The organism is Nonomuraea sp. PA05 (assembly GCF_008086045.1).
GTDB lineage: Bacteria > Actinomycetota > Actinomycetes > Streptosporangiales > Streptosporangiaceae > Nonomuraea > Nonomuraea monospora.
Genome location: NZ_VSEY01000005.1, coordinates 50628 through 64300, shown reverse-complemented (window position 1 = coordinate 64300; position 13673 = coordinate 50628). Strand labels below are relative to the sequence as shown.

Below are 13673 nucleotides of genomic sequence, written 5' to 3'. Positions count from 1 at the left end.
TGTATTCGTGCTGTGAAATGTGACTAGCCGGACCACCCCCGGCGGCGGGAAGCTACTTGACACACCGCCCTGGAGGTTCCGGCCAAATGGACAAGTACGAGCTCTATTGCCTGGTTGACCAGTGTTTCTATGACACCCTTGAGCACAGCACGGCAGCGGACGCCGACTTTTCCATTCTGCGCAGGTCACTGCCCGCCGGCTGGTCCTCGGCGCGCACCGACACCTGGTGCTATTTCGCCCCGGACAACGAGCCGCCGCTGCCTTCGCAGGGCTGGAAGATTCATGTCTCCGCCCGCGTCGAGGACGCCGAGAAAGCCATTGAAGCCGTTTGGGACTACTGTTTGCCGCGCGGTGTCGCGTTCAAGTTCCTGCGCGGCATGCCCGTGCACGTCATGGTGAACTCCAAGGCGGCCTCCCGCGCCTCCAGCGGCAAGCTCATCACCGTCTACCCGCGTGACGAGGCGCAACTGGAGCTGGTGCTCAAGGAGCTCGACGAGTTACTGCGCGACGTGCGCGGCCCGTACATCCTCAGCGACCTGCGCTACAACGACGGCCCGCTGTTCGTCAGGTACGGCGGCTTCGCCGAGCGCCACTGCCTGTCCCCGTCGGGCGAGCGGGTGCTCGCCGTCGAGGACGAGGACGGCGCGCTCGTGCCCGACGTGCGGGGCGCCACCTTCTCGGTGCCGCCGTGGACGACGCTGCCATCGTTCCTGGAGCCGCAGCTCGCCGCGCGCAACTCCGTGACGACGACCGAGCTGCCGTACACCATCGAGAGCGTCCTGCACTTCTCCAACGGCGGCGGCGTCTACCTGGGCCGCGACAAGCGGACCGGTGAGCGCGTGGTGCTCAAGGAGGCCAGGCCGCACGCCGGGCTCGACACGGCCGGCCGCGACGCGGTCGCCAGGATCGAGCACGAGCGCGACATCCTCGAACGCCTCGCCGGCCTGCCCGCCGCCCCCGCGCTGCTCGGCTACTTCACGCTCGGCGAGCACCACTTCCTCGTCCAGGAGTTCGTGGACGGCACGCCGCTCCAGCGCAGGCTCGTGCACCGCTACCCGCTCACCCGCGGCACCTGCACCGAGCAGGACCTGGCCGAGTACACCGAGTGGGCGGTCGAGACGCTGGAGGAGGTGGCCCGCGCGGTCGGCTCGCTGCACGAGCGTGGGGTCGTCTTCGGCGACCTGCACCCCGACAACATCCTGCTCACCGACGACGGCCGCGTGGCGCTGATCGACTACGAGGTCGCCACGCTCGCCGAGGACAGGGCGCGCGCCGCGCTTGCCCATCCCGCCTTCGCCGCGCCGCCCGACCGGCAGGGCGTGGACGTGGACCGGTACGCGCTGGCCTGCCTGCGCCTGGGGCTGTTCGCGCCGCAGTGCACGATCATGCTGCCGCTGCACCGGCCGAAGGTGGCCCACCTCGGGCAACTCGTCAAGGAGACGTTCCCCGCACCCCACGGGATGATCGACGCGGCCGTCGCCACGATCATCGGCGACGCGCACGGCGACCACGACCCTGCCGCGTACCTGCCGGACCTCACAGACTGGCCCGACCTGCGCGAACGGCTGGCCAAGGCCATCACGGCCAGCGCCACGCCCGGCCGCGACGACCGGCTCTTCCCCGGCGACGTGGCCCAGTTCCAGCCAGGCGGCGGGCTCAACCTCGCGCACGGCGCCGCCGGCGTGCTGTTCGCCCTGCACAGCACGGGCCTCGGGCCCTTCCCCGAGTACGAGCGCTGGCTGCGCGACCGGGCCCGCCGCCCCGTCCAGGGCTCTGGGCTCGGCCTGTACGACGGGTTGCACGGCATCGCGTACGTGCTCGACCTGCTCGGACACCGGGAAGACGCGCACGACCTCGTCGAGGTCTGCCTGCGCGAGAAATGGGACCGCCTGGAATCGGCGCTCATCTCCGGCCTGTCCGGCATCGGGCTGAACCTCCTCCACTTCGGGCACACCGACCTGGCCCTGCGCGCGGCGGACATCTGCGCCGAGCGGCTCGGCACCCCCGTGCCCGAGATCAGCGGCGGCACCAACCCGCGCGCCGGGCTCATGCACGGCTCGTCCGGGCCCGCGCTGCTGTTCGTGCACGCCTACGAGCGCACCGGAGACCCGGCGCTGCTCGACCTGGCGGCCACCGCCCTCCGGCAGGACCTGCGGCGCTGCCGCCACGCGGAGGACGGCTCGCTCCAGGTCAACCAGGGGTGGCGGCTGCTGCCGTACCTCGACGAAGGGTCCGCGGGGATCGCGCTCGTGCTGGAGCGCTACCTGCGGCATCGGTACGACGAGGCGTTCGCGACAGCGCTGGCCGAGCTGCGGCTCGCCGGACGCGCGCGCTTCTTCGTGCAGGCCGGGCTGTTCACCGGCCGCGCCGGGCTCATCGTGGCCGGCGCGGGGAACGTGCCCGAACTGGTGAAGGGGCTGCGGTGGCACGCGCTGCCGCACGCCGGAGGCCTGGCCTTCCCCGGCGACCAGCTCCTGCGCCTGTCCATGGATTTCGCGACCGGAACGGCCGGCGTGCTCTTCGCCCTCGGTGTGGTGATGGGCAGAAGACCCTGCCATCTGCCGTTCCTCGAGGCCGCGCCCGAGCGGCCTCACCCCCACTACACCACGGAAGGAGGTGTACGACATGGTACTTCTCGACCTGCAGGGTCTTGAGGCTCCCGCGGCCAGCGACGTGGCCAGCGGCGGCAGCACGCTGACCGTTCTCTCCTGCCACTCTGGCGCGCCCAGCAACCTCAGTGTCGCTCTCTGCCACTGATATCGCGCGAAACGTCCCCGCGCCGGTCGCCACGGCGCGGGGACATTCACTGACTAGGAGGCGTCGCGTGCGGGCAGGAGACCGGCTGGTGATCGGCGCGGTACGGCGCAGCGGCCCATGGCCCGCCGTGCTGGCCGGCACGGCAGTCGTGGGAGCGGCCGGCGAACTGGCCATCCCGTACCTGATCGGCCGCACCGTCGACGCCTTCGCAGAAGCCTTCTCGACGCGCCAGCCGGCAGGCACCCACTGGCTGGCGCTCTGCGCCGGCGCCGTCGCCGCCGTCATGCTCTGCGAGAGCATCGGCGTGTGGGCGCGCGGCGCCAGCGGCGCCCACGCCGCCGCGACCCTGCGGACCGGCGTGCTGCGGCACGTACTCGGCACCGGCTCGGCGGCCACCCGCCGCTTCCCGGAAGGCGAGCTCGTCACCCGGGCCGGCCTGAACGCCGAGGAGGTCGGCAGGGCGCCGGAAACGGTGACCAGCGCGCTCGCCCTGCTCGTGCCCACGGCGGGCGCGCTGGTCGCGCTCACCCTCATCGCTCCCGTCCTGACGCTGACGCTAGGGGCGGGCATCGTGCTGATCCTCCTCGTCCTGCGTGCCTTCCTCCGCAGGACGACCACGCTCGCGGGCGGCTACCAGGAGGTGCAGGGCGAGATCGCCGCCCGCCTCGTGGAGGCGCTCGGCGGCGCCCGCACCATCGCCGCCGCCGGGACGGCCGAACGCGAGGCGCGCCGCGTCCTCGCGCCGCTGCCCGGCCTGCGCGCGCACGGGATGGCGCTGTGGCGGGCCAACGCCTCGGCGACCGTCCGGTCCGGGCTGGTCATGCCGCTGCTGGAGGTCGCCGTCCTCGCCGTCGGCGGCTTCATGCTCGCCGCGGGCGACCTCACCGTCGGAGAGCTCTACGCCGCCGCGCGTTACGCCGTGCTCGGCGCCTCGCTCAGCACGGCGCTGGGCCACGTCAGCGGCCTGGCCAGGGCGCGCGCAGCCGCCGGACGGGTGGTCGAGATCCTCGAACTCCCACCCGTCCGGTACGGCTCCCGCACCCTGCCGCCCGGCCCCGGCGCGGTCGAGTTCCGCGACGTGGCCGCGAACGGGCTGACCGTCGGCGACCTCACGCTCCCCGGCGGCTCCGTGACCGCCGTGGTCGGGCGGTCGGGGGCGGGCAAGTCGCTGCTGGCGGCGCTGGCCGGTCGGCTGGTCGAGCCCGAGCGCGGGACGGTGCTGCTCGACGGCGTGCCGCTGCCGGAGCTGGCGGAGGAGGAGCTGCGGCAGGCCATCGGCTACGCCTTCGAACGGCCGGTGCTGGTCGGCGAGACGATCGGCGACGCCATCAAGCCCGAACCGCCGCTCGATCCCGCCCACGCGCCCCTCCGGCCTGAACAGGCGCTCGATCCTGCCCGCGCGCCCCGCCGGCCTGAACCGGCGCTCGTTCCGGAGGGGCCGCTCGCGGACGCCGCCCGGGCTGCGTGCGCGGACGTGTTCATCCGCAGGCTCCCGCTCGGCTACGCCACCCCGCTCGCCGACGCCCCCATGTCCGGCGGCGAACGGCAACGCATCGGCCTGGCCAGGGCGTTCGCCCAGGGCGAGCGGCTGCTGGTGCTCGACGACGCCACCTCCAGCCTCGACACCGTGACGGAACGCCAGGTCGGCCAGGCCCTCACCACCGACGACCGCGGCCGCACCCGCCTCATCGCGGCCCACCGCATCGCCACCGCCGCCCGCGCCGACCAGGTGGTCTGGCTCGACGGCGGCACGGTCCGCGCCCGCGGCCCGCACCACGTCCTGTGGCAGGACCAGGCCTACCGCGAGGTCTTCCAGGGAGCCGAGTCATGAATCCGTTCGTCCGCGCCCTGCGGCGGGAGCCGAAGCAGCTCGTCAGGCTGGGGCTCTGGTCGGTGGTGGAGGCGGCGCCCGCGTTCCTGATCGGGCACGCCGTCGCCCGCGCCATCGAGGACGGCTTCGCCCAGGCCGAGCCGCTGATCGGCCTCGCCTGGCTGGCGGCCCTCGGGCTGGCGTGGCTGGCAGGGGCCGTGGCCGCGCGGCAGGTCGTGCTGGCGGTGGCCGCGGTGGCGGAGCCGTTCAGGGACGACCTGCTGACCAGGGTCGTCGAGGGCGCGATCAGGACGGGCACCGGCCGCGACAGCGCCGCGGTGGCCAGAGCGGGGCTCCAGGTCGAGCTGGCCAGGGACGCCTTCGCCGCCGTGGTCACCACCGTGCGCGGCTTCGTGTTCACCGTGGTCAGCGTCGTGCTGGGGCTGCTGACGCTGGCCCCCGAGACGCTCGTGCTGGTCATGCCGCCCTTCCTGGCCGGGCTCGCGCTCTTCCTGGCCTCGCTGCCCGCGCTCGCCAGGCGGCAGCGTGCCTACCTCGTGGCCGACGAGCGGCTGGCCGAGGCGATGACCGGCATGGCGGGCGGGCTGCGCGACATCGAGGCGTGCGGGCTGCGCGAGAACGTCACGGGACGGCTCGGCCGCCGGGTCGGCGCGCAGGCCGCCGCCGCGCGGACGCTGGCCCGGGTGAGCGCCGTCCGCACCGCCGCCCTGGCCGCAGGCGGCTGGCTGCCGGTCGTGCTCGTCCTGGCGGGAACGCCGTGGCTGCTGGAGCGCGGGGTGGGAGCCGGAGTGGTCGTCGGCACGCTCGCCTATGTGACGCAGTCGCTCGCCCCCGCGCTCGGCGGGCTCGTGCAGGGGCTCGGTGTGGCCGGGGTCCGGCTCGCCGTCTCGCTGCGCCGCATCCTCACCATGGCCCCGGCGCCCGCTCCCGCGCTGCCCGCGATCCGCCCGTCCGGCGGGGAAGTCAGGCTCGGCGCCGTCACCTTCGCCTACGGCCCGCATTCCGCGCCCGTGCTGGAGAGCCTGGACCTCACGATTGCCGAGGGCGACCATCTGGCGGTCGTGGGGCCGAGCGGCGCGGGCAAGTCCACGCTCGCGTCGCTGATCAGCGGTGTGCTGCGGCCCGGCGAAGGCGAGGTGCTGGTGGGGGGCGTGCCCGCCGACCGGCTCGATCCCGCCGTCCGCGTGCTGATCCCGCAGGAGGCGTACGTCTTCAGGGGCACGCTGCGGGAGAACCTGCTCTACTACACACCACCCAGCACAGGGCTGACGGAGGCGGTCGAGGCCGTCGGGGCGGCGAGCCTGGTGGACGAGCTGGGCGGCTACGACGCGCAGGTCGATCCTGGCGCGCTCTCGGCGGGCCAGCGCCAGCTCATCGCCCTGGCCCGCGCCTACCTGGCCCCCGCCTCCCTGATCATCCTGGACGAGGCCACCTGCCACCTCGACCCCGTCACCGAGGCCAGAGCCGAGGCCGCGTTCGCCCGCAGGGGCGGCACGCTCATCGTGGTCGCCCACCGCCTCACCTCAGCCCTGCGCGCGCGCCGCATCCTGCTCATGGACGGCGCCCGGATCACGATCGGCACCCACGAGGAGCTGATCAGGACCTCCCCCTTGTACGCCGACCTGGCCGGCCACTGGCACCCGGAGCCCGTGTCATGAAATTTCCAGACGAATTTCCGCCCGCCGAACGCCTCCCCCTCACCGACCGCCGCCACGGCCACGAGATCGCGGACCCGTACCGGTGGCTGGAGGACCCCCTGGACCCGCGTACCCGGGACTGGCTCGCCGCCCAGGACCGGCTGTGGCGCGACAGCGCCGCGAGCCTGCCGTGGCGGGAGCGGTTCCTGGCGCGGCTGACCGAGCTCATGGAGACGGGCCTGGTCACCCCGCCCGTGTGGCGCGGCGCCAGGCGCTTCCACCTGCGCCAGTCGCCGTCGCAGGAGCACCCGGTGCTCTGCTGCGACGACCGCGTGGTGCTGGACCCCATGGAGCTGGACCCCAGCGGGCTGACGACGCTGGACGACTGGCAGCCCGACCTGGAAGGCCGCCGCCTGGCGTACCAGATCTCGCGCAGCGGCGACGAGAAGGCCTGCCTGTACGTGCGCGACCTGGCCACCGGCGAGGTCATCGACGGCCCCATCGGCGGCTGCCGCTACTCGGCGGTCGCCTGGCTGCCCGGCGGCGAGTCCTTCTACTACGTACGCTTCCAGCAGGGCGTGTTCCTGCACACGATCGGCTCGGCCGACGCCGACGAGCCCGTGTTCACCAGGGGCGCGATCTCGTACGGCGTGCAGATCAGCCCCGACGGCCGCTGGCTGACGATCTCGGCGGGCACCGGGTCGGGCAACTCGCTCTGGCTGGCCGACCTGGCGGGCCAGGATCCGGCACCGCGGCCCGTACAGGAGAGCCCGAACGCCCGCACGGCAGGCGCGGTGGCCTGCGACGGCCGCCTGTACCTGGTCACCGACCGCGACGCGCCCCGCCGCAGGCTGTGCGTGGCCGATCCCGGCTCGCCGGCGGTCTGGCGGGAGCTGATCCCGGAGGACGAGGAGGCCGTGCTGGGGGCGTTCACGCTGCTGGACGGGGACCGGCTGCTCGTGTCGAGGACGCGGCACGCGATCGGCGAGATCGGCGTGCACGACGCCCGCACGGGGGAGCGGCTGGGGACGGTGCCGCTGCCCGGCAACGGCTCGATCGCCTCGCTCACCTCGCGCCCCGGCGGCGGCCCTGAGGCGTGGTTCGCCTACACCGACGCCGTCACGCCCGCCGAGATCTGGCGCTACGACGCCCGCACGGACACCACCACCCGCTGGTCGTCCCCGCCCGGCCGGGTCGCGCTGCCGGACGTGCGCAGTCACCACATCGAGTACGCCTCCGCCGACGGCACCCCCGTCCGCATGGTCGTCGTCGCGCGCCCCTCGCAGGGCGGCCCGCGCCCGGCGATACTCAGCGGGTACGGCGGCTTCGGCATCCCCCTCATGCCCGGCTACGCCGCCGACTCCCTGGCCTGGGTCGAGGCGGGCGGCGTGCTGGCCATCGCGAACCTGCGCGGCGGCGGCGAGGAGGGCGAGGCCTGGCACCGCGACGGCATGCTGGAGCGCAAGCAGAACGTGTTCGACGACTTCGTGGCCGCCGCCGAGAAGCTGATCGCCGACGGCTGGACGACCCCGGGGCAGCTCGGCATCTGGGGCGAGTCGAACGGCGGCCTGCTCGTCGGCGCCGCCCTCACCCAGCGGCCCGGCCTGTTCGCCGCCGTGGTCTGCTCGGCGGGGCTGCTCGACATGGCCCGCTACCATCTCAGCGGCCTCGGCCCGTCCTGGACCGGCGAGTACGGCGACCCCGCCGACCCCGAGCACCTCGGCTGGCTGCTCGACTACTCGCCCTACCACCACGTGCGCGAGGGCACCGACTACCCGGCGACGCTGTTCACGGTGGCGGCGGCCGACACGCGGGTGGACCCGATGCACGCCCGCAAGATGTGCGCGGCGCTGCAGTGGGCGAGCGGCGGGGACCGGCCGGTCCTGCTGCGCTACGAGCCGGACGTGGGCCACGGGGCGCGCGCGGTCAGCCGCTCCGTCGGGCTGGCCGCCGACGTCCTGGCCTTCCTGGCGGCCAACCTGGGCTTCCCGGATCCGGCCTGACCCCGCCGGTCAGATCCAGCCGGTCAGATCCAGCCCGATTCCCTGGCGATGCGGATGGCGTCGATCCTGCTGCGCGCCCCGAGCTTGGCCGTGGTCCTGGACAGGTAGTTGCGGACCGTTCCCTCGGACAGGTACAGCGAGGCCGCGATCTCCCCGACCGACGCCCCGTCCGCCGCGGCGCCGATCACGTCCAGCTCGCGCTGCGTCAGCGGCGCCTCCGCCGGCCGCATGGCCGCGATCGCCAGCTCGGAGTCGATGACCCGCTCGCCGTCGGCGACCCTGCGGATGCCGTCCGCCAGCCGCCCGGGGGGCGCGTCCTTGGCCATGAAGCCGCGTACGTGTGCGTCGAGCGCTCTTTTGAGCAGGCCGGGCGTGCCGACGCCGGTCAGGATGAGCACCCCGCACTCGGGTAACTTCTCGTGCAGCACGCTCGCGGCGGCGAGCCCGTCCATGCCGGGTAAGGCGTAGTCGAGCACCGCGACGTCGGGGCGGGAGGCGCGGGCCGCGGCCAGGATGCGGTCGCCGCGATCGACCTCGGCGACGACTTCGATGTCCTCTTCATAGGCCAGCAGCGCCACAAGCGCGCCTCGTACCAGGTTCATGTCCTCAGCGAGCAACGTTCGAATCACCATGCGTCCTTGCGGTCGACCAGGCTTGCAACGTCTGCGGGCCCCTTAATCCTGCCGTATTGACCCAATCATGAAAAGTACTTCTATTTGGCCGTCAAACCCTTCTTTCGCGGACGGCTCGTACCCTGAGGAGGCTCTACCAAGCGTCCGGCCGATGGGGAGATGCTGACGAACATGAAACCCCGTGTACGTCCACTACCGCCCGATGAATGGGACGACTTCACCAAGGGGCACCCGTACAACGTGTTCGCCACCCTGGCCCGCCACCCCGGGCTGTATCAGGGCTGGCGGGGCTTCCATGGCACGCTCCAGGACGGCACGCTGCCCGCCAGGGACCGCGAGCTGGCCGTCCTGCGCACCGCCCACCACTGCGACAGCGCCTACGAGTGGGCCAGGCACGCCCGGCTCGCCCGCGAGGCGGGCCTCACCGAGCAGGAGGTCGAGCTGGTGCGCAGGCCGGACGCCCTGTGGTCGGTGGAGGACCAGCTCGTGCTCCAGGTGGCCGACGACCTCTACTACGCGGGTGACCTGACGGACGCGACGTGGGCGGCGCTGTGCGACCGCTACGACGAGGCCGGCCGGATCGAGCTGGTCATGCTGGTGGCCCACCACGGCATGCTCGCCCTGGTGCTCAGGACGCTGCGAATACGGCCGGACGACTGATCAGCGGGGGGTGATCAGCGTGGGGTGATCATCGTGACGCCCGGCACCGAGCCGATCGAGGCCAGCGCCTTGCCGGCGTCCGCGAGCCCGATCGTGCGGGTGACGAGCTGGTCGGGGTGCAGGATCCCGGCCCTGATCATCTCCAGCATGGGCGGGTACGCGTGCGCGGCCATCCCGTGGCTGCCCAGCAGCCGCAGCTCGTAGCCGATGACCCGGTCCATCGGCACCGGCGTCGCCCCGCCGGGCAGCAGCCCGACCTGCACGTGCCGGCCCCTGCGGCGCAGGCTCTCGACGGAGGCGGCGCACGTCGCGGGGCTGCCCAGCGCGTCGATCGACACGTGCGCGCCGCCCCTGGTCAGCTCCCTGACCTGGGCCGCCGCGTCACCGGCAGAGCCGTTGACGAAGTGCGTGGCCCCCGCCAGCTCCGCCAGGTGCAGGGCGTCGCTGCTGATGTCCACCGCGACGACCCGGGCGCCCGCCGCCGTCGCGATCATCACGGCCGACAGGCCCACGCCGCCGCAGCCGTGCACGGCCACCCACTCACCGGGGCGCACCTCGCCGACCTGGACCACGGCGCGGAAGGCGGTGGCGAAGCGGCAGCCGAGGCCGGCGGCCGTGACGTAGGCCATGTCCTCGGGGACGGGGATGAGGTTGACGTCGGCGTGGTCGACGGCGACGTACTCGGCGAACGAGCCCCAGTGCGTGAAGCCCGGCTGCGTCTGCCGCTCACAGACCTGCTGCTCACCGGTGGCGCACGCGGCGCAGGTGCCGCACGCGCAGATGAACGGCACGGTCACCCGCGCTCCCGGCAGCCAGCCGCGCACGTCGGAGCCGACCGCCTCCACCACGCCCGCCAGCTCGTGCCCCGGCACGTGCGGCAGGACCTTGATGTCGGCGTCGTGGCCCTGCCAGCCGTGCCAGTCGGACCGGCACAGCCCCGTCGCCTCGACTCTGATCACCGCTCCGTGCGGGGATGGGGCAGGATCGGGCAGCTCGCGCACGTCGAGCTCCCCACCGAAGATGTCAAAGGCAACCGCTCGCATCTCATGAGCTTAGAGTCAATTCCCGCAGCTCGCGCAAGGCCCGGTGCGACGGTGAGCCGGGTTCGGTGGTGTAGAGCACCAGGCGGAGATCGTCGCGCTCGGGCACCGGCATGACCTGGCAGATGGTGTCGATCGTGCCGACGACCGGATGGTGGATGCGCTTGCGCTGCTCCCTGCGTACCCGCACCTCGTGCCTGGACCACAGCTCGGCGAACTCGGGGCTGAGCGCGAGCAGCTCGGCCACCAGCGCCTTGATGCGCCGGTCGTCGGGGTAGCGGCCCGCGGCCGCGCGCAGGTCGGCGACCGAGGCGCGGGCGAAGGCGCCCTTCTCCTCGTCGTCGAAGTGCTCGCCGATGTCGGGCGACATGAACACCCAGCGCAGCACGTTGCGCTCGTCGGGGGCCAGGCAGTCCAGGTTGCCCATGATGGTGCTCGCCATGGGGTTCCAGGCTCGCAGGTCGTAGCGGGCGTCGAGCACGTACGCGGGCACCTCGTCCAGGAACGCGATCAGGTGCAGCATGCCCTGCGGGACGTCCTCCCTGATCCGCGGCGGGTCCAGCGGCTGGCCCGCCAGGTGGAACAGGTGGGTGCGCTCGTCCTGGCCCAGCATGAGGGCCCTGGCCAGCGCGTTCAGCACCTGCCTTGACGGGTGCGGGCCGCGGCCCTGCTCCAGCCGGATGTAGTAGTCGATCGACATGCCCGCGAGCTGCGCGACCTCCTGGCGGCGCAGGCCGGGCGTGCGGCGGTTGCCGCCGCCCGGCAGGCCCACGTCCGCGGGGGTGACGCGGGCGCGCCTGACGCGGAGGAATTCGGCGAGTTCTTCGCGGTTCATGCCTCCATCCTGCGCGAGGAAGGGGCGTGCGTGGGTGGTACCGCTGATCCCAGCCTCCGCGGGTCTCTCCCGTGACCGGCCTGAGCAGGGCGAACGTGGAGGGCATGGAAAAGATCGCACTCATCACGGGTGCCAACAAGGGCATCGGCTTCGAGATCGCTCGCCTGCTGGCCGAACAGGGCGTCACCACGATCGTGGGGGCGCGCGACGAGGAGCGTGGCAGGGCCGCCGCCGAGCGGCTCGGGCAGCCGTACGTCCGGATCGACGTCACCGACGAGCAGAGCGTGGCCGCCGCCGCGAAGTGGATCGACGGCGAGTACGGCCGGCTCGACATCCTGGTCAACAACGCCGGCATCACCGGCGACCCGGCGGGCTTCCTGCCCAGCGCGGCCACGGCGGCGCACCTGCGGGAGGTCTACGAGACGAACGTCTTCGGCGTCGTCACGGTCACGAACGCGATGCTGCCGCTGCTGCGCAGGTCGCCGGCCGGGCGGATCGTGAACATGTCGAGCGAGCTCGGCTCACTGGCCATGGCGGCGGACCCCGGCAGCCCGTTCGCCGAGGTCAACATCGTCGGGTACAACTCCTCCAAGAGCGCGCTCAACATGGTCACCGTCGGCTACGCCAAGGAGCTGAAGGACACCCCGATCAAGGTGAACGCCGCCAACCCCGGCTACTGCGCCACCGACCTCAACCAGCATCAGGGGTTCCGCACGGCCGAGCAGGGCGCGGCGATCGCCGTGAGGCTGGCGACCCTGGACGAGAACGGTCCCACCGCCGCCTTCCTGGAGGATGCGGGAGATGTCCCCTGGTGAAGGTGTCAAGGCTGACATTTGGGACAGTTTGGGGTGATGGGAAGAGATCTGGATAAGGAGCGATTTACCGAGGCGGAGTACGCCCGCTTCGGGGAGCGCATCCGGGAGCAGCTCGGTGTGCTGCGCGAGTTGCTCGACACCCCCGGCTTCGGTCAGGGCCCGGTCACGATCGGGGCCGAGCTGGAGTTGTTCCTGATCGACGACGAGGGGCGCCCCCTGCCCCGCAACGACCAGGTGAGGGAGGCCCTGGGCGACCGGCGCGTGGTGCTGGAGCTGGGCCGCTACAACATCGAGGTGAACCTGACCCCGCTGCCCCTGGCGGGCAGGCCCTTCGAGCGGCTGAGCGCCGAGGTGCAGGAGACGATCACCAAGGTGGACGGCGCCGTGGAGGGCGGGGGAGCGCTGCCCATCGGCATCCTGCCCACGCTCGACACCGAGGACTTCACCCTCGGCGCGATGAGCGACCAGAACCGGTACCGGGCGATGAGCAGGGGCCTCAGAAGGCTGAGGCTGGAACCGTTCCTGGTCAAGATCGACGATCTGGAGCTCTCCGTCGAGGACGTCATCCTGGAGAGCGCCAACACCTCGTGGCAGGTGCACATCCGCACGCCGCCGGAGCAGTTCGCCCGGCTGTTCAACGCCGCCCAGCTCGCCATCGGGCCGGTGCTGGCGGTGTGCGGCAACTCGCCGTTCTTCCTGGGGCGCGAGCTGTGGGAGGAGACCCGCATCGCGCTGATGGAGGAGGCCGCCGACGACCGGGACGTGCAGCGGCGCGAGCGCAGGGACGGGCGGGTGACGTTCGGCTCCGACTGGGTGCGCGAGGGCGCGCACGAGCTGTTCGAGCGGTACGTGCAGGACTACGACCCGATCGTGCCCGACCTCACCGAGGACGCCGAGCGGCACGAGGTGCCGGAGCTGCGGCTGCACCAGGGCACGATCTGGCACTGGAACCGCCCCGTCTACGACCCCGCCGACGGCGGTCACCTGCGCATCGAGATGCGGGCGCTGCCCGCCGGGCCCTCCTGCGCGGACATGGCGGCCAACACGGCCTTCCTGCTCGGGCTGACGCTCTCGCAGGCCGAACGGGACCTGACCGGGTACCGGTTCGCGACGGCGTACCAGAACTTCTACCGGGCGGCCATGCACGGGCTGGACGCCAAGCTCTCCTGGCCGGGCATGGAGGGCGAGCACGACGCCGCGGAGCTGGTCCTCTACCTGCTGCCCGAGGCCAGGAAGGGGCTGCTGGGAGCCGGGGTGGCGCCGAACGACGCGGACCGGGCACTGGACGTGATCGCGCAGCGCGCCAGGCTGCGCCGCACCGGCGCGGTGTGGCAGCGGGAGACACTGGCCCGCCTCGGCGGCGACCGGCGCGAGCTCGTCCGCCGCTACCGTGAGCTGGCACTTTCCGGGACGCCCGTGCATTTGTGGAAGTGATCCCCAACCTGAACCATCCCCGTTCCGTC

At 72.7% G+C, this 13673-nt stretch carries 11 protein-coding genes; 8 read left to right on the top strand and 3 right to left on the bottom strand.

The window, feature by feature from the left end:
• Positions 1–86: 86 nt before the first annotated feature.
• From lanKC to FXF51_RS09415, 5 genes are all read left to right on the top strand, one after another.
• Entirely contained in the window at positions 87–2654 is a 2568-nt protein-coding gene (gene lanKC / locus FXF51_RS09435) for a class III lanthionine synthetase LanKC (protein WP_148433901.1), read from the top strand.
• Complete coding sequence (locus FXF51_RS09430) at positions 2626–2757, top strand: SapB/AmfS family lanthipeptide (RefSeq protein ID WP_148433900.1); 132 nt, start codon at positions 2626–2628, stop codon at positions 2755–2757. The genes lanKC and FXF51_RS09430 overlap by 29 nt, the downstream gene beginning before the upstream one ends.
• 67 nt (positions 2758–2824) lie before the next feature.
• Positions 2825–4588 carry an ABC transporter ATP-binding protein gene (locus FXF51_RS09425; protein WP_187414277.1) on the top strand — a complete coding sequence of 588 codons (1764 nt, stop codon included), beginning with the start codon at positions 2825–2827 and terminating at the stop codon, positions 4586–4588.
• Positions 4585–6246 (top strand): ATP-binding cassette domain-containing protein, encoded by a 1662-nt coding sequence (locus FXF51_RS09420; protein ID WP_187414276.1) that lies wholly within the window; start codon positions 4585–4587, stop codon positions 6244–6246. Before FXF51_RS09425 ends, FXF51_RS09420 begins: the two co-directional genes overlap by 4 nt.
• On the top strand, positions 6243–8228 hold the full coding sequence (locus tag FXF51_RS09415) for a prolyl oligopeptidase family serine peptidase (protein ID WP_148433899.1): 1986 nt from the start codon (positions 6243–6245) through the stop codon (positions 8226–8228). The genes FXF51_RS09420 and FXF51_RS09415 overlap by 4 nt, the downstream gene beginning before the upstream one ends.
• A 23-nt stretch (positions 8229–8251) precedes the next feature.
• Here the strand turns inward: FXF51_RS09415 and FXF51_RS09410 are convergent, their stop codons facing one another.
• On the bottom strand, positions 8252–8860 hold the full coding sequence (locus tag FXF51_RS09410; RefSeq protein ID WP_316247613.1) for a response regulator transcription factor: 609 nt from the start codon (positions 8858–8860) through the stop codon (positions 8252–8254).
• Positions 8861–9031: 171 nt separating this feature from the next.
• Between FXF51_RS09410 and FXF51_RS09405 the strand changes: the two genes are divergently transcribed.
• Entirely contained in the window at positions 9032–9520 is a 489-nt protein-coding gene (locus tag FXF51_RS09405; RefSeq protein WP_148433898.1) for a carboxymuconolactone decarboxylase family protein, read from the top strand.
• Positions 9521–9534: 14 nt separating this feature from the next.
• Here FXF51_RS09405 and FXF51_RS09400 read toward each other — a convergent pair whose 3' ends face one another.
• The gene (locus FXF51_RS09400; protein ID WP_148433897.1) at positions 9535–10563 is read right to left on the bottom strand and encodes a zinc-dependent alcohol dehydrogenase family protein; all 1029 of its coding nucleotides are present in this window, start codon (positions 10561–10563) and stop codon (positions 9535–9537) included.
• A 1-nt stretch (position 10564) separates the two neighbouring features.
• Positions 10565–11395, bottom strand: coding sequence for a helix-turn-helix transcriptional regulator (locus tag FXF51_RS09395; protein WP_148433896.1), 831 nt, complete (start codon positions 11393–11395; stop codon positions 10565–10567).
• Between the two features lie 104 nt (positions 11396–11499).
• Here FXF51_RS09395 and FXF51_RS09390 point away from each other — a divergent pair, with 104 nt between their 5' ends.
• Together FXF51_RS09390 and FXF51_RS09385 are read left to right on the top strand one after the other, a co-directional pair.
• The gene (locus FXF51_RS09390) at positions 11500–12210 is read left to right on the top strand and encodes an SDR family oxidoreductase (RefSeq protein ID WP_148433895.1); all 711 of its coding nucleotides are present in this window, start codon (positions 11500–11502) and stop codon (positions 12208–12210) included.
• A gap of 36 nt (positions 12211–12246) precedes the next feature.
• The gene (locus FXF51_RS09385) at positions 12247–13644 is read left to right on the top strand and encodes a glutamate--cysteine ligase (protein WP_148433894.1); all 1398 of its coding nucleotides are present in this window, start codon (positions 12247–12249) and stop codon (positions 13642–13644) included.
• Positions 13645–13673: the final 29 nt, after the last annotated feature.

Bases quoted from the DNA above. Each gene is read 5' to 3' on its own strand.
- lanKC (WP_148433901.1), top strand. From the start codon at position 87: ATGGACAAGTACGAGCTCTATTGCCTGGTTGACCAGTGTTTCTATGAC.
- FXF51_RS09430 (WP_148433900.1), top strand. From the start codon at position 2,626: ATGGTACTTCTCGACCTGCAGGGTCTTGAGGCTCCCGCGGCCAGCGAC.
- FXF51_RS09420 (WP_187414276.1), top strand. From the start codon at position 4,585: ATGAATCCGTTCGTCCGCGCCCTGCGGCGGGAGCCGAAGCAGCTCGTC.
- FXF51_RS09415 (WP_148433899.1), top strand. From the start codon at position 6,243: ATGAAATTTCCAGACGAATTTCCGCCCGCCGAACGCCTCCCCCTCACC.
- FXF51_RS09410 (WP_316247613.1), bottom strand. From the start codon at position 8,860: ATGGTGATTCGAACGTTGCTCGCTGAGGACATGAACCTGGTACGAGGC.
- FXF51_RS09405 (WP_148433898.1), top strand. From the start codon at position 9,032: ATGAAACCCCGTGTACGTCCACTACCGCCCGATGAATGGGACGACTTC.
- FXF51_RS09400 (WP_148433897.1), bottom strand. From the start codon at position 10,563: ATGCGAGCGGTTGCCTTTGACATCTTCGGTGGGGAGCTCGACGTGCGC.
- FXF51_RS09395 (WP_148433896.1), bottom strand. From the start codon at position 11,395: ATGAACCGCGAAGAACTCGCCGAATTCCTCCGCGTCAGGCGCGCCCGC.
- FXF51_RS09390 (WP_148433895.1), top strand. From the start codon at position 11,500: ATGGAAAAGATCGCACTCATCACGGGTGCCAACAAGGGCATCGGCTTC.
- FXF51_RS09385 (WP_148433894.1), top strand. From the start codon at position 12,247: ATGGGAAGAGATCTGGATAAGGAGCGATTTACCGAGGCGGAGTACGCC.